At 55.7% G+C, this 17,685-nt stretch carries 14 protein-coding genes and 2 pseudogenes; 6 read left to right on the forward strand and 10 right to left on the reverse strand.

The genetic code is table 11. From position 1 onward, the window contains the following. Positions 1-90: 90 nt before the first annotated feature. The 4 genes from PSUM_RS04495 to PSUM_RS04510 all read left to right on the forward strand — a co-directional run bounded on the left by PSUM_RS04495 (position 91) and on the right by PSUM_RS04510 (position 5,341). On the forward strand, positions 91-1,173 hold the full coding sequence (locus PSUM_RS04495) for a 4-oxalomesaconate tautomerase (protein WP_083349079.1): 1,083 nt from the start codon (positions 91-93) through the stop codon (positions 1,171-1,173). Positions 1,174-1,217: 44 nt separating this feature from the next. Continuing rightward, positions 1,218-2,549: a C4-dicarboxylate transporter DctA gene (gene dctA / locus PSUM_RS04500; protein ID WP_083349080.1), complete on the forward strand. Its 1,332-nt coding sequence runs from the start codon at positions 1,218-1,220 to the stop codon at positions 2,547-2,549. A 140-nt stretch (positions 2,550-2,689) separates the two neighbouring features. Continuing rightward, entirely contained in the window at positions 2,690-3,994 is a 1,305-nt protein-coding gene (locus PSUM_RS04505; RefSeq protein ID WP_020797484.1) for a CitMHS family transporter, read from the forward strand. Positions 3,995-4,087: 93 nt separating this feature from the next. Continuing rightward, a complete protein-coding gene (locus tag PSUM_RS04510; RefSeq protein ID WP_083349081.1) occupies positions 4,088-5,341 on the forward strand; it encodes an OprD family porin in 1,254 nt (417 codons plus the stop codon). 190 nt (positions 5,342-5,531) lie between these two features. Here the strand turns inward: PSUM_RS04510 and tcuC are convergent, their stop codons facing one another. The 10 genes and pseudogenes from tcuC to PSUM_RS04560 all read right to left on the reverse strand — a co-directional run bounded on the left by tcuC (position 5,532) and on the right by PSUM_RS04560 (position 15,383). Next, positions 5,532-6,830 carry an MFS transporter gene (gene tcuC / locus PSUM_RS04515; RefSeq protein ID WP_020797486.1) on the reverse strand — a complete coding sequence of 433 codons (1,299 nt, stop codon included), beginning with the start codon at positions 6,828-6,830 and terminating at the stop codon, positions 5,532-5,534. Between the two features lie 47 nt (positions 6,831-6,877). Then, complete coding sequence (gene tcuB / locus PSUM_RS04520) at positions 6,878-8,035, reverse strand: tricarballylate utilization 4Fe-4S protein TcuB (protein WP_020797487.1); 1,158 nt, start codon at positions 8,033-8,035, stop codon at positions 6,878-6,880. Then, positions 8,022-9,473, reverse strand: a complete 1,452-nt coding sequence (gene tcuA / locus PSUM_RS04525; RefSeq protein ID WP_020797488.1) for an FAD-dependent tricarballylate dehydrogenase TcuA — start codon at positions 9,471-9,473, stop codon at positions 8,022-8,024. The genes tcuB and tcuA overlap by 14 nt, the downstream gene beginning before the upstream one ends. A 170-nt stretch (positions 9,474-9,643) precedes the next feature. Beyond that, positions 9,644-10,579, reverse strand: a pseudogene (locus PSUM_RS04530) (LysR family transcriptional regulator). A 346-nt stretch (positions 10,580-10,925) separates the two neighbouring features. Continuing rightward, positions 10,926-11,057 (reverse strand): hypothetical protein, encoded by a 132-nt coding sequence (locus PSUM_RS32330; protein WP_263863846.1) that lies wholly within the window; start codon positions 11,055-11,057, stop codon positions 10,926-10,928. 587 nt (positions 11,058-11,644) lie between these two features. Further along, complete coding sequence (locus PSUM_RS04545) at positions 11,645-12,421, reverse strand: EAL domain-containing protein (RefSeq protein WP_083349083.1); 777 nt, start codon at positions 12,419-12,421, stop codon at positions 11,645-11,647. A 72-nt stretch (positions 12,422-12,493) separates the two neighbouring features. After that, the gene (locus PSUM_RS32555; RefSeq protein ID WP_225441944.1) at positions 12,494-13,003 is read right to left on the reverse strand and encodes a methyl-accepting chemotaxis protein; all 510 of its coding nucleotides are present in this window, start codon (positions 13,001-13,003) and stop codon (positions 12,494-12,496) included. Positions 13,004-13,036: 33 nt separating this feature from the next. Beyond that, positions 13,037-14,092 (reverse strand): annotated as a pseudogene (locus PSUM_RS32560) (PAS domain-containing protein); the annotation flags it as partial. Positions 14,093-14,458: 366 nt separating this feature from the next. Next, on the reverse strand, positions 14,459-14,869 hold the full coding sequence (gene uraH / locus PSUM_RS04555) for a hydroxyisourate hydrolase (RefSeq protein WP_083349085.1): 411 nt from the start codon (positions 14,867-14,869) through the stop codon (positions 14,459-14,461). A gap of 10 nt (positions 14,870-14,879) precedes the next feature. Next, on the reverse strand, positions 14,880-15,383 hold the full coding sequence (locus PSUM_RS04560; protein WP_083349086.1) for a GlcG/HbpS family heme-binding protein: 504 nt from the start codon (positions 15,381-15,383) through the stop codon (positions 14,880-14,882). A gap of 150 nt (positions 15,384-15,533) precedes the next feature. On the opposite strand from PSUM_RS04560, the gene PSUM_RS04565 reads away from it, so the two are divergent. Continuing rightward, positions 15,534-16,205 (forward strand): heavy metal response regulator transcription factor, encoded by a 672-nt coding sequence (locus PSUM_RS04565; RefSeq protein WP_033044304.1) that lies wholly within the window; start codon positions 15,534-15,536, stop codon positions 16,203-16,205. Then, positions 16,202-17,572, forward strand: coding sequence for a heavy metal sensor histidine kinase (locus PSUM_RS04570; protein WP_083349087.1), 1,371 nt, complete (start codon positions 16,202-16,204; stop codon positions 17,570-17,572). Before PSUM_RS04565 ends, PSUM_RS04570 begins: the two co-directional genes overlap by 4 nt. The last annotated feature ends 113 nt before the right edge of the window (positions 17,573-17,685 follow it).

Consider the following 17,685-nt stretch of genomic DNA (forward strand, 5'->3'; position numbering starts at 1 on the left):
TGATATTTGCATTGGAAACAATTTTGAAAGCCTGCGACTCTTGCTCACAAGACATCAATAACCCCCATTGATCAACAAGAGTCAGTATTCATGCAACGAATTCCCTGTGTGCTAATGCGCGGTGGTACTTCCAAGGGCCCGGTATTCCTCGCCTGGGATTTACCTGTTGCGATCGCAGAGCGTGATGAACTGTTGCTCAACCTTATGGGTTCTGGGCATGAGCTGGAAATTGACGGTATCGGTGGCGGTAGCCCACAAACCAGCAAGGTGGCGATCGTCAGCCCGTCGCTGCATCCTGATGCGGATGTCGACTATTTGTTCGTTCAGGTCATGGTCTCCCAGCGTCGAGTCGATACCGCGCCCAATTGCGGAAACATGCTCTGCGCCGTTGGCCCGTTCGCCATCGAGCAGGGGCTGGTCAAAGCCTGCAAAGACCTGACCCGTGTGCGTATTCGCAACCTCAATACCGGGACTTTTGTGAACGCCGAGGTACAGACCCCCGGTGGCACGGTCAGCTATGAAGGCGACACCGCCATCGATGGAGTGCCGGGTACCGCCGCTCCTGTGCAACTGACGTTCCTGGATGCTGCGGGCAGCAAGACCGGCAAACTTTTCCCGACGGGGCAAACGCAGGATTTAATCGACGGTATCCCCGTGACCTGCATCGACATGGCAATGCCGATGATGATCGTCGAAGCCGGCCAACTGGGTAAACAGGGTGATGAAAGCCCTGCTGAACTGGATGCCGATAAAGAGTTCCTGCGTCGCCTGGAGTCCTTGCGACTGCAAGCGGGCCTGGCAATGGGCCTGGGTGATGTCAGCGATAAAGTGATTCCCAAGCCCGTACTGGTATCTCCGGCCAAGGCCGGCGGCACAATCCAGGTGCGCTACTTCATGCCCCACAACTGCCACCGGGCCTTGGCGATCACCGGTTCCATCGGCCTGGCCACCGCTTGCGTCACGCCAGGCAGTGTGGTCGCGCAATTGCTTGGCGGGGTTAGCGAGCCGCGCTTGAAGCAAGTACGCATTGAACATCCAAGTGGTGGAATAGATGTCGTATTGTCTTACACCGGCGATCAGGGTGAGACCATTCGCGCCTCGGTGGTACGTACATCGCGTCGACTGTTCTCCGGTTTTGTCTACGCCGCGGCTTCCCAACGACTCGCCGGATAATTCCCCCCAGTCATTGCCGTTGTTGCATCAGCACAATTCTAAAAATGGGTGATGCCATGAAAGTTGTAAAATCGCTCTACTTCCAGATCCTCCTCGCCGTGCTGTTGGGCGTGCTGGTCGGACATTTTTGGTCGCAACAGGCCATTGCCTTGAAACCGCTGGGTGATGCCTTCATCAAGCTGATCAAGATGATGATCGCTCCGGTGGTTTTCTGCACCATCGTCACCGGCATCGCCGGCATGAGCGACAAACGCTCCCTCGGCCGCCTGTTGAGCAAGACCATGCTGCTGTTCCTGGCGCTGACCGTGATCAGTTTGATCATCGGCCTGGTGTCGGTCTACCTGTTCAAGCCCGGTGTGGGCATGAACATTGACCCCACCCAGTTGAGCACCAAGGGCCTGTCGCAGTACACCGATTCTGCCGCGAAGCTGGGAGTGGTCGAGTTTTTCATGCACATCATCCCGGACACGTTCATCGGTGCTTTCAATAAAGGTGAAGTACTGCCGGTGTTGTTCATCGCAGTGCTTTGCGGTTTTGCACTCTCGGCGATCGGCGAGCGTGGCAAGCCGGTGCTGGATGTACTGGAATCCGCCTCGCACATGGTGTTCAAGATCTTCTCCTACCTGATGCGCTTCGCTCCGATCGGTGCCTTCGGCGCTTTGGCGTTCACCGTAGGCCAGTACGGTATTACATCGCTGGGCTCGTTAGCCAAGTTGATCATGACGTTGTACATCGCCTGCGCGTTCTTCGTCTTTGTGGTGCTGGGGAGCATTTGCCGGGCCAATGGTTTCAGCCTCTGGAAGTTGCTGCGCTACTTCCGTGAAGAATTCCTGGTGGTGTTGGGGACTTCTTCCACTGAGCCTGTGATGCCGCGGATGCTGGAAAAGCTGCAAGCCCTGGGTTGCAAGAAAGGTGTGGTGGGGTTGGTGCTGCCAACGGGTTACTCGTTTAACCTCGACGGTACGGCGATCTACCTCTCGCTGGCAGCAGTGTTCATTGCCCAAGCCTGCAACATCGAACTGAGCATGACCCAGACCGTGACCATGCTGGCGATCATGCTCTTGTCCTCCAAGGGGGCCGCGGGTGTCACCGGCGCCGGTTTTGTCGCGCTGGCTTCGACACTCACCGTGATCCATGACATTCCCCTGGCCGGCCTCGCCCTGCTGATCGGTATCGACCGCTTCATGTCGGAAGCCCGGGCATTGACCAGTCTGGCAAGCAACGCGGTGGCTACCGTGGTGATGTCCATCTCGGAGAACGCCTGCGATCGCGAGACCCTGATGCGCACCCTGGACGGCACACCTTTGCCCGCGGTGGCCTCTACCCAAGTCCAGACGCCGGACTGGGACGGCCTGAAGGTCACGGAACACGTCTAACCGGTCACGGCTGAATCGAGCCCCCTTCAATACTTCAATTAACACCCCCGCCAGGTACCGTTGATCGTGCCATCTGGCGGGCACGGGGTCGTGCGTCTGTGCGTCGGCCACGCTACTCATAAGAACAAGAGAACTTAACTATGCTCGCATTGCTTGGCTTGGCCATGGTGGTGGTCTTCACAGTCCTGATAATGACCAAACGGTTGTCGCCGATTGTCGCCCTGACAGTGGTGCCGATTGTGTTTGCCGTCATTGGCGGTTTTGGGGGCACTACCGGCAAGATGATGCTCGACGGCTTGAAAATGGTCGCACCTTCGGCCGCGCTCCTGCTGTTCGCGATCTTGTTTTTTGGCTTGATGATCGACGCCGGCCTGTTTGACCCACTGATTCGCAAGATCCTCAAGCGCGTCAACGGCGACCCGATGAAAATCGCGGTCGGCACAGCGTTGTTGTCGCTGCTGGTAGCTCTGGACGGTGATGGCACCACCACCTACATGATTACCTGTGCGGCAATGCTTCCCCTGTACAAACGTATCGGGATGAATCCAATGATCCTGGCGACCATTGCCATGCTATCTCTGAGCATCATGAGTGGCATGACCCCTTGGGGAGGGCCCGCGACCCGAGCGATCGCGGCGCTGGGCCTGGATGCCGGCGCCTACTTCGTTCCCTTGCTGCCGACCATGATCGGCGGTGCAATGTGGGTGGTCTTCACTGCCTTCCTGCTGGGCCGTGCCGAGCGCAAGCGTATCGGTAATATCCAACTGGAAAGCGGCGGCGGTGATTGCTACATCAAGGCGATTCTTGAAGACACTCCGCACAAGCGCCCGAAGCTGGCCTACGTCAACCTGCTGTTGGTGATCGTGGTGATGGTAGCGCTGGTGATGGGGATCATGCATTCCGCGATCCTGTTCCTGATCGGATTCGTACTGGCGCTGATGATCAACTATCCGCAACTGGATATTCAGAAGGAACGCATCCTTGCCCATTCGGGCAACGCGATGACAGTCGTACTCCTGGTGTTTGCCGCCGGTATCTTTGCCGGGATTTTTTCCGGCACCAAGATGGTCGACTCGCTGGCGCAAACCCTGGTTGACTGGATTCCACCGTCTTGGGGGCATCTGTTCCCACTGGTAGTGGCGATTACCAGCATGCCGCTGACCTTCGTCCTGTCCAACGATGCTTACTATTTCGGTGTGGTGCCCATCCTGGCGAATGCCGCTGCGGCGTATGGCATTGATCCGGTGGAGATCGCCCGCGCATCGATTCTCGGCCAGCCAGTACACCTGATGAGTCCGTTGGTAGCTTCAACCCTGTTGCTGGTGGGAATGGTTGATCGCGATATCGGCGACTTCCAGAAAGCCACCGTCAAATGGGCGGTGCTCACTTCCCTGGTGATTACCGCGCTAGCGCTGTTGACCGGGGCGATCAGTCTCTTCACCTGATTCCCCCAACACCACTTGCTTTTTCCCGACGCGCCTCGCCAGTGAGGCGCGCGCTGTCCTGCACTCCAAAAAAACAACAATGAGTAGCTTGTCATGACCACTTTGCACACCCAACGGGCGCTATTTCCACTTCTTTGTTTGATGCCGCTGGCCAGTGCCAGTGCGCAAGGATTTATCGATGACAGCAAGCTCAAGCTGCAATTGCGTAATGTCTATTTCAATGAAAATTTCCGCGACGAGCATGGTTTGAGTGCCAAATCGGCAAGGACGGCGAAGAGCGAGCGAACCGAGTGGGCCCAGGGATTCCTGTTGGATTACCAGTCAGGGTTTACCCCCGGCACCATCGGGTTTGGTGTGGATGCCCTTGGCCTGCTCGGGGTCAAGCTTGACTCCGGCCGGGGCCGTAGCGGCACTGGCTTGTTGCCTGTCCATGATGACGGACGTGCGGCTGACGAGTTTTCAAGCCTGGGCATGACCGCCAAGGCCCAATTGGCGAAGACCACGGTCAAATACGGCACCTTGTTACCCAAGACTCCGGTGCTGATCTACAACGATGCGCGACTATTGCCGCAAACGTTCCAGGGCACACATATCAGTAGCGTCGACATCGACAACCTCACCCTCACCGGGGGCTACCTGGATCGATTCAAACAGCGTGATTCCACCGACAGCATGCCGATTGTGCCCGACGGTTATGGCGGTGATAAATCAGGCGACTTCAGCTACGCAGGGGCCGAGTACAAGCTGGGGAAAACCATTCGCTTGAGTTACTTCTACGGCGAGCTGGAAAATTTCTACCGTCAGAATTTTGCGGGTATCCAGCACGATCTTCCGTTGGGCGGCGGCGTGCTGACCAGTGATTTGCGCTACTTCAACAGTGTTGATACCGGTTCTGCCTACAGCGGCAAGATCGACAACAACATGCTGAGCGGGCAACTGTCCTACGCCATCTCCGGCCATACCTTCGGTGGCGGATACCAGACCCTGAGTGGTGATGCTGGTTTGCCCTTTATCAGTGGCGCTACGGTTTACTCGTTCAGCAACGCCGGGATAGGCAAGTTCGTCGAGGAAGATGAAAAAACCTGGATGCTCAATTACGGCTATAACTTTGCTGCCGTTGGTGTGCCGGGCCTGACGTTCTCCACCCGCTATTTGAGCGGCAACGACGGTAAATCCAACACCACGGTAAAAGAGTGGGAGCGTGATGCCGAACTGGCTTACGTCGTACAGCAAGGCACCTTCAAAGGCCTGGGTGTGCGGTTGCGTAACTACGTTTACCGTTCGGATTATTCCCGTGGCCGAGACAGCAACCGGGTCTACTTTACCTACGACATCGTTCTTTGGTGATCCCCTGATCGCGGCCTCGCGCACCCGAGATGTTGTTTGCTCTGGTTTTAGGTTTGGGCACCGTGGAGCAGGGCTCTGGAAAGGATAGGTAGGTTGTTGGCCTGCATTGAGACGAAGAGGACTCAATGCAGGCCAGGGCGCGATATCTATTCAGCGCAAAGCCCTGAATTCCGCCGAAACCTATCTTTGATCAAGCGTTGACTGGCACTGCTTTTTGCCTGCGATACAGGATCGTCGTCGCTGTGAACCCACACACCGCAGCAAACATCAGCCAGTAGGCGGGCGACGCCTTGTCTCCTGTTGCCTGTACCAGGATTGTTGAGATGGCGGGTGTAAAACCGCCAAACACAGCCGTTGCCAAACTGAATGCCAGTGAAAATCCTACGACTCGTACGTTCTGCGGCATTACCTCGGTCAATGCCGCAACCATCGCGCCGTTGTAAATGCCAAAGAAAAAAGAGAAGTACAGCAGCACGGCGAGCAGTCGTTCGAAGCTTGCCGCCGCGGCCAGCCAATGCATGGCGGGATAGGCGGTGAAGATGCACAGCAAGCTGACCGCCAGCAACAAGGGGCGGCGACCAATGCGATCAGAGATCGTACCGCCGATGGGTAGCCAGATGAAGTTGCTCAGGCCGACGAAGAGCGTGACCACCAGACTGTCGCTGGTGCTCAGGTTCAGTACAGACCGGCCAAAAGTCGGGGTGTAGACGGTAATGAGATAGAACGTGGTGGTGGTCATCGACGCTAACAGACCACCAGCCAGTACCGTGCGCCAGTTGTCGCGCATCGAGCGAAAGACTTCACTGGCACTTGGGTGATGGCTGCGCGCTTTGAAAGCATCGGTTTCCTGAAGCGAGCGGCGAATGATGAAGATGAACGGGATAATCAGGCAACCAATGAAGAATGGGATACGCCAGCCCCAGGCTGCAACGTCCGCAGCGTCCATGGACGCGTTAATCGCATAACCCAACGAAGCCGCAAGAATGATTGCCACTTGTTGGCTGGCCGACTGCCAACTGGTAAAGAAACCCCGGCGTCCGGGCGTGGCGATTTCAGCCAGGTACACGGAAACACCCCCCATTTCCGCACCCGCGGAGAATCCCTGCAACAGTCGCCCGAGCAACACCAATATCGGCGCTGCGATGCCTATGCTGGCGTAGCCGGGTACCAAGGCGATCAATACTGTTCCGGCAGCCATGATCGACAGCGTCACGATCAGTCCCTTGCGCCGTCCCACCTTGTCGATGTACGCCCCCAGCACGATAGCGCCCAACGGACGCATCAGGAACCCCGAGCCGAATACGGCGAAGGTCATCATCAGCGAAGCAAACTCGCTGGTGGCAGGGAAGAAAGTCTGCGAGATGTAGGTCGCGTAGAACCCGAACAGAAAGAAGTCGAACTGTTCGAGAAAATTGCCGCTGGTGACACGCAGGATGGCGCCCAGTTTCGACCCCTTGGATCGGGTGTCTTGAGTTGTTGTTTTCATCATGGCTACCGTGGTGATCAATATTGTTTTTGGAATAGATGGCTCAACGATCAGTCGCTTCCAGCGTTGATCGGGTTCGGTTGGCGTTTTTCGATGGAGTATTTGAGCAGCGCGGCGCTGCGGAAAATGCCATGGGCGAATTTGCTGTAGGGCATGGTCAGGAAAAACGCCATGACCAGGCCGAGATGGATCGCCAGCAGCAGGCCCAGGGCAGTGGTGTCGCGAAACGCGAGAAGTGCGAGGCCGCTGGCGCTAACTAGAAACAGCAGCGCGATAAAGCCGCGATCCATGGGTTTCTGATTCTCGTCGCCGTGCTCGGGGTGGCGACGCAGATTCAGCCACAACAGGCCTGCGGGGCCGATCAGCAGGCCGAGTCCACCGGTGATACCCAGCATTACCGGCAAGCTCAGGACGGGGTAGGGCGCCGACCAGTCCAACAGGAAATGGTAGAGCGTGGCGACACCGGTGGCGGCGAAGCACAGCATGAAGCCGTAGAAGGTGAAGTGGTGGAAGCGCCGCCGCCACTGGGTGAATTGATCATCGGCGTTATTGCAGCCCTCGCCATGACCCCCGTCCAGGTATTTGAGTTGGGCGACGTTGGCCGTGGCCTCCAGCACAGCGGCTGTCTTTTCCTGGCGGGGCGCATCCGCCGGTGAAACGTTGCGCCAGAAGCGTCGCACGCCAATCGTCAAAGCCAGTACCGCGAAGCCGAAGACCGCACCGAACATCAGTGCCAGGGTGTTATGCGGGAAGATCCCGTAGAAATTTCCCCCGGGCATTGCGGTAAACAGATTGCCCATCGCCAACAACGTGAGGCAGAGAAACAGCGCGAGCCCTGCACCGGATGCCAGCGCCAAAGTCAGTCCGTTGCGCCGGTACAACTTGCCCATCACCTGTGGCCAGGCGTACTCGGCGTAAGTGTCGAGGCGGACCTTGGCCATGGCCTTGGGCACATTGATTTCGAACTCGTGAGGGGCAGCGTACTGACAGGCATGCAGGCACGCACCGCAGTTATGGCAAAGGTTCGCCAGGTAATGGATATCTGCCTGAGAAAACTCCAGACGCCTTGTCATGGCCGGGAATACAGCGCAGAAGCCCTCGCAATAACGACAGGCATTGCAAACGGTCATTTGTCGCTGGACTTCACTTTCTTCAAGGTTGAGTACCGGTATCAATTGACCCGGTGCCTGGGGATCAAACAGCTGCATGTTGGGGCTCCGTGAATGAAGGGGTAAGGAAGCCGGCCGCAGCCGCGGCTTGCACACCGGCGATGCGACCGAATGCGGTACCGATGGCCATGCCGATGCCGGCGGTATAGCCCTTGCCCAATACGTTGCCCGCCATCATTTCTCCTGCAACAAACAGGTTGGGGCTAGGCTTGTCGTTGAAGTGAACGGCGGCGGTTTCGTCGGTAGCGAGACCTAAATAGGTGAATGTCACGCCGGGCTTGAGTGGGTAGGCGCAGAACGGTGGCTTTACCAGCGGGCGGGCCCAATGGGTTTTGGCGGGCGCCAAACCCTCGGTGTGGCAATCGTCCAGTGCGGTGTGGTCGAACGTGCCGACGCGGCAGGCCGCGTTGTATTGCTCGATGGTTTTGACGAATTGGGTAACGGGAAGCTTCAACTGGCGGGCCAGATCTTCCAACGAGTTGGCTTTAGTGCCCGGAAACACAGGCGGCATGAACCGGCCGAGGGCTTGTTGGTCGATGATCGAGTAAGCCTGTTGGCCGGGTTGACCCGCGACCAGGCGCCCCCAGATCGCATACCGCTTGGGCCAGAAGTCTTCGCCCTCGTCATAGAAGCGTTCACCGTCGCGATTAACCACCACGCCCAGCGATACGCAATCGATACGGGTACAGATACCACCGTCATACAGGGGCGCACGGGCGTCGATGGCCACCATGTGCGCTTGCGTCGGGTCGCCAATGAAATCGGCGCCCAGGGCCTGCATGCGCCGAAGCAGTACGCCGGTATTGAAACGCGTCCCGCGAATCAGAAAGTTGTCTGAAGGCCATTCTCCGCGCTCGTTTTGACCCCAGGCTTCGCGGAGCCATTCGCGGTTGGATTCGAATCCGCCAGCGGCCAGAACGCAGGCCTTGGCCTGGATACGCTCGGCGGGAAAACGCTGACCATCGACCTCACGTTCACCGATGTACGCCGCGACGAACTCTCCACCCTTCAACTCAATGTCAGTGACTTGTGCGTTGTAGCGGATCTTGACGCCCAGCTGCTCGGCGCTGCGGAAGTAGGCATTAACCAACGCTTTGCCGCCGCCCATGAAAAACGCATTGGTGCGCGCAACATGTAGGGCTCCAGACAACGACGGCTGAAAATGCACACCATGGGAGCGCATCCAGTCACGGCAGTTCGACGAGGCGCGGATGACAATACGAGCAAGCTTTTCGTTGGTAATCCCACCGGTGACTTTCAGCAGATCCTGCCAATATTCTTCTTCGGGATAGGCATCGACCAACACATCTTGCGGTGCGTCGTGCATGCAGCGCAGGTTTCGGGTGTGTTGCGAGTTGCCGCCGCGCCAGATTTTTGGTGCACCTTCCAGCAACATGACGCTAGCGCCGGCCTCTCGAGCCATCAACGCTGCACACAAGGCAGCATTGCCACCGCCAATTACTAATACGTCGATCATCATCACTCCTCAATCGCAAGGAGGCATGAACGAAGTGCTCCTCGCGAGTGGGGAGAAGGTAGTGCTGTCAGCTTATTGTCGAAAGGCGCGAAATGAGTTGGGGTGTTTAGTTTTCGTAAAGGCTTTGCCGGTTGGCGCTCACCGTAAAGCCGGGGTAGGGGGCATAGAGATCATGGCGCGACGTCTTCGATCCACGAAGCGCCCGGCCACTGATGATCAATCACCAACTGTCGCGCGACATCAGTGATGACCAGCCGCGCCGCCAGGGCTGCGGGAGCCAGTTCATCATCAGGCAGTGTCGCCAACAGGTTTCGTCGACCCACGTGAGCATCGGAAATTTCCACCACGGAAAGTCCCGACTCGCCTTTAAGCGCCGCCGCCGCTCCGGGCTGGATGGTGGCGGCATGACCTGCGCGTACGGCGTTCATCAATACGGCAAGACCATCCACTTCCATGATGATGTTGGGCGCCAATCCCGAACGTTCAAACGCAACCATCAGCGTAGAACGCAAACCGTGTTGCACACTCGGCATCACCAGTGGAAGTTGACCCAGATCCGCCAGTTGCACGCTGGTTCCTTGGGGGGCGTGGAGCAGGTGAGGTGAGCTGATGACAAATAGTTTCTCGTCGAGCAGCGGCGTCACGCTCCAGCGCTTACCCCCTTCGAGTTGAAACAGAATGGCCAGGTCGATCTGGCGAGCATTGAGTTGCGTGGCCAAATGCCCGGACAGCATCTCGACCAGGTGCAATTGAATATCCGGGTAGCGCTCTCGCATCGCGTTGATCAATGGCAGGGCGAGAACAGTGGCAGTCGTGGGCGCCATTCCGACGGTGACTTACCCACTCATTCGCCCACGGTGAGCCGCCATGATCGCATTGTCGGCCTGCCGCAAACACAGCTGGGCATGGTGCAGGAACGCCATACCGGAGCTGGTCGGTGTGACGCCAGTGGTGGTGCGATTAAGGAGGCGGGTTGACAGTTCACTTTCAAGTTTCGCGATCTGTTGGCTAAGGGCTGATACGCCCACGTCCAGTTCAAGCGCTGCGCGTCCCAGGCTGCCGTGTTCGAGGATTTTTACGAAATAACGCAGTTGTCTTAATTCCAAGCGTTGCTGCTCCACGTCAAATCGATGTTGGAATGCCTTCCGATCACCGTGGTGACCACCAAGCTGCAATACAATATAGGAGAGCGACTGAAGATGATTTCTAGATTTGTTGTTGTCCCGCTATCCCAACAAGTGAACGGATGCTGGCCCAACGCGATTTTGTGCCCGAAGGCTCGGCTACGGCCAAAGCCTTGGATTACAGTCTTGCAGGTGTAGCTGCGAGTTTGGTCACAGTTGCAGGCGACGTCGCTACAGAGGTTAATGGCGTCGTGCCAAGGGCAAAGATGCTTCCAGTAAGAGGCACGGCGCTGCTGGGGTGGGCGGGGTTTACGAAGTTGCGATTGATTTAAGCGTTGCGCAGATTCAGCGTGGCGCTGGCGCCCTCGATAAAACCGCTGTTTTCATCGGCCTGGACAACGGCGATTTGTCCCGCACCCAGCGCCAGGGCCAGGCTTATCAAAGAGCGTCGTACGGGCACGCCTGGCGCAGCCAGGGCTGACAGCTTATGAGTGTCTGATGGACTACTGGCATGGGTGACAAGACCGCTGCATTTTGACCGGACATGGCGACGAGTGCCTCGTTGTAAAGTTGAGCGCCGAAGTGGCTGATCTTTCGGAGTCTATGCGTCTCACTTTGCGTGATGGGGCAGAAAAAATTGTTTCGAGAGTCACCACCGGCATCGAGCAGGGGGAAGTTGAAAAATGCCTGCCTGCCTGCCTAACGACGACGCACGCTACGTGGCTGAGACGCGATACCAACTTTGGTTGGGTGCAAGTTTGCTCAATAAGTTACAACATACGGGGCAATCCTTCCGCACGTCGATGGCCACGACTAAACGGCTTTTGGGCGCTTGAGCTCAGTATTTGTTCAGCTTTAAACCGTCAGGTTTGATCCGCTATAAGACGGATCCATGACCGTGGGTGTTCAACGTCGACGATCAAGGCCGTGCGGTATCCAGGTGAGCAGAAAAGGAGATGGGGCAATCCGAGTAATACTGTGAGCAAACAGATTATGCGCAAAAGACTCAGCGTATTGATCGCCTCGATTTATGAAAAATCAGGGCATCTATTCCTGGTCAATGTTCTGAGGCGGCCATGTGACGTTTGGCAGCGTTTCATATGCGGGCTTTGCAAACAGATAGCCTTGATAGTAGTTAATGCCCATGGCTAGTAACTGCTGTAGTTCAGCATTGGTCTCTACGCCCTCTGCAATCACTTCAATATTGAGCGCTTTGCATACACCGAGAATGCCTTGGACGATTGCCTGTCGCACCGGGTCAGTGCATATGCTACGTACCAAGGTCATGTCCAGTTTGATGATGTCGGGTTGAAACTCTGCCAGCAAATTGAGCCCCGCGTACCCAGCGCCAAAATCATCTATCGCTGTCTTGAAGCCTTTAAGACGATATTCTCGAATGATACTTTTTAGATGTTCCTTATCCACCAGCTCTTCGTTTTCGGTGATCTCAAAAATCAGTCTTTCGGTGGGAAATCCAAATCTGCGTGCGGCTTCAAGTGTTGCACGAATGCACGTGGCTGCTTGATATACCGCATTGGGTAAGAAATTGATGCTGACAAAGCAGGGTATTTGTAAGCGTGAAGCAAGCTCCACAGCCTTGACTCGACATGCTTGGTCAAAGGCATAACGGTTCTGTTCGTTCACCTTTCCAAGAATGGCAGCGGCACCACTGCCATCGCAACCACGTACCAAAGCCTCGTAGGCAAAAATACTGTTGTCGCGCAGATCTACGATTGGCTGGAACGCCATACTGAACTCAAAACCCAGTTCTTTGCCATCCCTGCAGGCCCTACAAGTAGGGACTGGTTGTGATATTTCGTTCATTCAAAACCTATTTTTCAATTACGCATCAATGTGTCGGTCAAATCAGGATTTTGTTCAAGCCGCAAGGCTGAATCATCTAGCTAATGTCGACGAGAAATTTCTGATCGCGTGTACGACTTGGCGAGCACTATCCTGAATATCCATAATCACTTGACCAGCCTCTCCGGCTAATTTGACTCCTTGTTCCGCCTTGTCTTTACTCGCCTCCATCCTCGCTACTGCCCCCTGGGCCAATAAACGATTGTGCTGCACCACTTCGACAATTTTGATGGTGGCCTGGCTTGTGCGCGAAGCCAGATTGCGCACTTCGTCAGCGACCACCGCAAAACCTCGACCCTGCTCTCCGGCACGAGCCGCTTCGATGGCGGCGTTTAACGCAAGAAGATTCGTTTGTTCGGCGATGCCACGGATGGTCTGCACGATGCTGCTGATGACTTCCGACTGCTGACTGACATCATTGATACCTTCGGCTGCGTGATTCAATTCGCCAGCCAGGCTTTGCATGACATCCACGGTCTCCTGCACCACCCGGGCGCCTTCCTGTGCTGTATTGTCGGTTTTCAGTGAAGTCTCATAGGCCATGCGTGCTGCTCGTGACTCAGTTTCCTGCTGGAGAACCTGAGCAGTAATATCGCTCGCAAACTTAACTACTTTGTAAAGGCTGCCGTTGGCGTCGAACACTGGATTATAAGTCGCACGTAACCAGACCGTTTGTCCCTGTTGGTTGAGGCGCTTGAAGTTACCGGAGAAAAATTCGCCTTTATTCAGGTGCTCCCAGAACTGGCGATACTCGTTGGATTCACTTTCGCTACGTTCACAGAACAGACGATGGTGCTTTCCAACAATCTCATCGAGGCGGTAACCCATCACTGCAAGGAAGTTCTCGTTGGCGCTGATGACATCTCCCTGCCGGTTGAACTCAATGGTTGCCATGGAACGGTTAATCGCGTTGATTTGACTTTCCTGCTCTTGTTCCTTCTGCACCCGTGCAGTGACATCAGTAGCAATCTTGACGACCTTGATCACCCGCCCAGAGGCTTCGCGAACAGGGTTGTAGCTGGCCTCCAGCCAAATCTCATGCCCCTTTTTGTCCAGGCGCAGGAAGCGGTTGTTTATCGACTCACCATTACACAGGCGTGACCAAAAACCTTGATAAGCGACGCTGTTTGCGTAGGTCGGTGTGCAAAATATGCGGTGATGCCGGGAGTGAACTTCCTCAAGGCGATAGCCCATTACGCTGAGGAAATTGTGATTGGCGCCGAGGATCGTGCCATCAGGTTGGAACTCAATCAGAGCCATGGAACCACCTAATGCTGCGAGGGTGGCTTCGCAGTCAGCGAAACGCTGCTTACTGATGGCCAGTTCTTTTTTGATTTTCGAGTTGAACATACGTACCTCAGTGGCTATGGACTGCATGGCGCTTTCATTAAGCCGACACAAACCTATACAGCGCAGTAGCAATTGTACAAGAAAATTCGAGATTGAGCACGAGAGAAGCATGTTGAACGCGGGTAATGCGCTGATCGGGCAGGGGACTGAGCGCCGAAAATTAACTATAGCTCCCAGGCGCAGGTTCAAACCGATCACAGCGGACGCTAATAAACAAAGGTTGGGGCTCATTGTCCCCTCTGCGCAGGTCATTAATGTATAGAGCTCAGAACGGGCATCCATCAACAAAGGAAGGCGTCACCCACTGCTGATCAGTCTTGTGCGAATGACAGCGTCTTGTATAGGTTTGCATCAAGTACGCATAGGTACACACTGATGATGGACGCTATGCTTTGCACCTTGAAGTCCGCCGCATTCCCTTGTCTGGCATGGCCAATCGGGTCGAGTTATCAGCGGCCTGCATTTTATGGTCAAGGATCAGAAAGGCGCTGTCACCGGCATCACCCCTGTAACGTGAACCAAGCCTAAGGCATGAACGTGGTCATCGCTGAAGGTTTTGATGCCGAAAAGTTAAGCGACAGTGCCGCCCTTTTGAGTAGGGGCGGCTGTCTTCTCCTTCGAACGGTATCCTTTAGTAACGCTTAACGATCAATTTCCTCGGTATGTGGAGAAACCGTAAGGGCTCAGAAGCAACGGGATGTGATAGTGAGGAACGGTACCGTCCACCTCAAAAATGACGGGTACCTCCGGAAAGAAGCTGGATGTTTTGTGCGACTTGAACCACTCGCCAGTCTTGAAGGTGACACGGTACGTACCTTTCTCCAGACCCCGACCTTCCGGATACAGCCCGGTAATACGACCTTGCTCATTGGTTGCCGCGCTGTTGAGCATGTCCCAGTTTTTCCCGTCCTGTTTTTCCAATGTGACATTGACTCCAGGGGAGGGCAGGCCATCCTGCAAGTTGAGTACATGCACGCTCAATGGATTTGCTGCCGCTGATGCAAGGGTTGAAAGGGCACTCAATACAGCGCCAGCGAAGAAACTTTTCAAAACGGTCATGGTGATGTCCTTAATTTTTAACGGCAGGTAAAACTTTGTTGATAGCAACCTCTGCACAACCTTCATCGTTTGCAGCGCCCCCTGCACCGGCCACTCCGATGGCGCCAATGACCTGGCCATCGAATTTCAATGGCACGCCTCCGCCCAGCAGCAACAACTCATCAAGGGTGTTGAGGTTTTCAGCGTCTGGATTCGCGCGAGCGCGTTCAGCTAACAAACGCGTCGAAGTCTTGGTCGAGAGGGCGGTATAGGCTTTGCGTTGCGCGGCTAACGTGTTGTGCGGGCCGACATTGTCATCGCGTTGCACGGCAACCAGATTGCCCCCTCGGTCAACAACGGCGGCAACGGCCGTGCGGCCATCGGCGTGACAGGCCGTCAGCGCGGCATTTAGCAAATCGTTGGCCATTGCAAGTGACACGTCCTTGCGCTGCGCAACTTGATCCGGGGCTGCAACGGCGAATGCAGAGCTCATTGCGAGTGGGATCAGCAATGAAGTCGATAGGCTTTTACGCATGCTGTTTCCTTGGTGGGTTGAGTCTGTCTGAGTCATTGCCAGACATCATGAACAGCGCCCCCCGTCAGAATGATTGCCTGCGGATTACGAATATGTAATGTGAGAAATCAGCGAAGCGGGCTAGCCTTCGCGCCAGTCCTGGAGGAAAAAATGCGTATCCTGGTGGTTGAAGATGAAACGAAAATGGCGGATTACCTGCGCAAAGCCCTGACTGAGTCGGGCTATGTCGTAGAGATCGCCCTTGACGGGCTGGATGGCCAGCATTTGGCGCAGGAGAGTGAGTACGATCTGATCATTCTGGATGTCATGCTGCCGGGGTTGGATGGCTGGCAATTGCTGCAAATCATCCGCCGTAAGTGGCAGACCCCGGTGCTGTTTCTCACCGCACGTGATTCGGTTGATGATCGGGTCAAAGGGCTGGAGTTGGGGGCCGATGATTATCTGGTCAAACCCTTTTCCTATGCCGAGCTGTTGGCGCGCGTACGCACTTTGCTGCGCCGTGGCCCGCCTCGCGAGGTGGAGCATTTTGTGGCTGGCGACCTGAGCCTGGATTTGTTGCGGCGCAAGGTGACGCGCAACGGAGAGCGTCTGACCCTGACCAACAAGGAGTTCTCCCTGCTGCATCTGTTGCTGAGTCGTGAAGGGGAGGTTCTATCGCGCTCGCTGATTGCCTCTCAGGTCTGGCAGATGAATTTCGACAGTGACACCAATGTGGTGGATGTCGCTATCCGTCGACTGCGGGCCAAGGTTGACGATCCATACACGCTCAAGTTGATACACACAGTGCGTGGTATCGGTTACATGCTTGAGGTGCAATCTTGACTCTTTTTCCGCGCACCCTGAGCCTGCGCCTGGCGATCATGTTCGCATTGGTCAGCGCACTGTTACTGGGCTCCATTGGTTTTTATCTTTATCAATCGTTACAGCGAGAGATTGCGTGGCGCGACGACCAGGCCCTGCTGGGACGCCTGGAGCGAATGCAAGCATTGATCAGCGATAGCGACAGCATCGAGCAACTGCGAGGTCGGCCCAAGCTTTACGAAAACATGCTGGGCAATCGCGACAGTCTGCTATGGATTGTCGATGACACCGGCAAGGTGTTGATCGAAATCAACCCGGTGGGTATGACTTTTCCAAAGTTGCCGGCTGCCCCCCAGGCGCGCCTTGTTGAGGATCACTCTTCCGAGCCTGTGCGGCTTGCCTGGCAGGATGTCATGCAGGGTGATCGCGGTTTGACCCTGATTGCTGGCAAGTTGTTGGGGGAGCGCGACCAAATGCTGGGGGCTTACCGGCTCAAGCTCTGGGTGGCCATGTCAGTCGGTGCGCTGCTGGCGTTCGCATTCGGCTGGTGGGTCAGTCAACGAGGCTTGCACCCTGTGCGCCTGCTGGCCAAGCGCGCTGCCGGAATCGATGTGCAGCATCTGCATCTGCGGCTGGATGAGTTCATTGAGCTGAATGAGCTCAAACCGCTGTGTAATGCCCTCAACCAGATGCTTGCACGCCTTGAGGACGGATTCGCCCAGCTTTCACGTTTCTCCGAAGACCTCGCCCATGAGATGCGAACCCCACTAGGCAACCTGATGGGACATACCCAACAAACCCTGAGGCGCAGTCGTTCTATAGAGGACTATCAGAATCTGCTGGTTTCCAATCAGGAAGAGTATGAAAGGCTGGCCCGCATGATCGACAGCATGCTGTTTCTCGCTCGCACCGAGCAGCCAAACGCGTGCGTAAAATTCGAGCAAATCAACCTGCACGATCTGATCGAGCAGCTCTGTGAGTATTTCGAAGGGGTAGCGCAAGAACGAGATGTACAGCTGATAAACCAGGCCCGGGATCAATTGCTGGGGGATCCAGGCTTGATCCGTCGAGCACTGGCTAACTTGCTGGCGAATGCGCTGCGCTATGCAACTCCTACCTCTGCAGTGACGATCTGCAGCAGGGTTTTGGAGCACCGTCTCAACATCACGGTGCACAACCACGGCGAGCCGATTGCTGTAGAACATCTTCCACGATTGTTTGAGCGCTTTTACCGGTGTGACCCATCACGCAATCAACCCGACGATTCAGGTGGTCTGGGATTGGCCATCGTTCGTTCGATTATGCAACTGCATGGCGGTGGTATAACCGTTGATAGCAGTGACGCAGGTACGAGCTTTCACTTGGAGTTTCCGCTTATAAACGCCTGAGCTCAAACCGAAGGTATTGCACACGACACAGCGAATGATGGCAAATTGCCCTATAGTGAGTCTCGTTGCAGTGGTGACCATCGAGGAAGCAGCAAATGGAGCTCGAAAATTTT

The organism is Pseudomonas umsongensis, from assembly GCF_002236105.1.
Taxonomy (GTDB): domain Bacteria; phylum Pseudomonadota; class Gammaproteobacteria; order Pseudomonadales; family Pseudomonadaceae; genus Aquipseudomonas; species Aquipseudomonas umsongensis.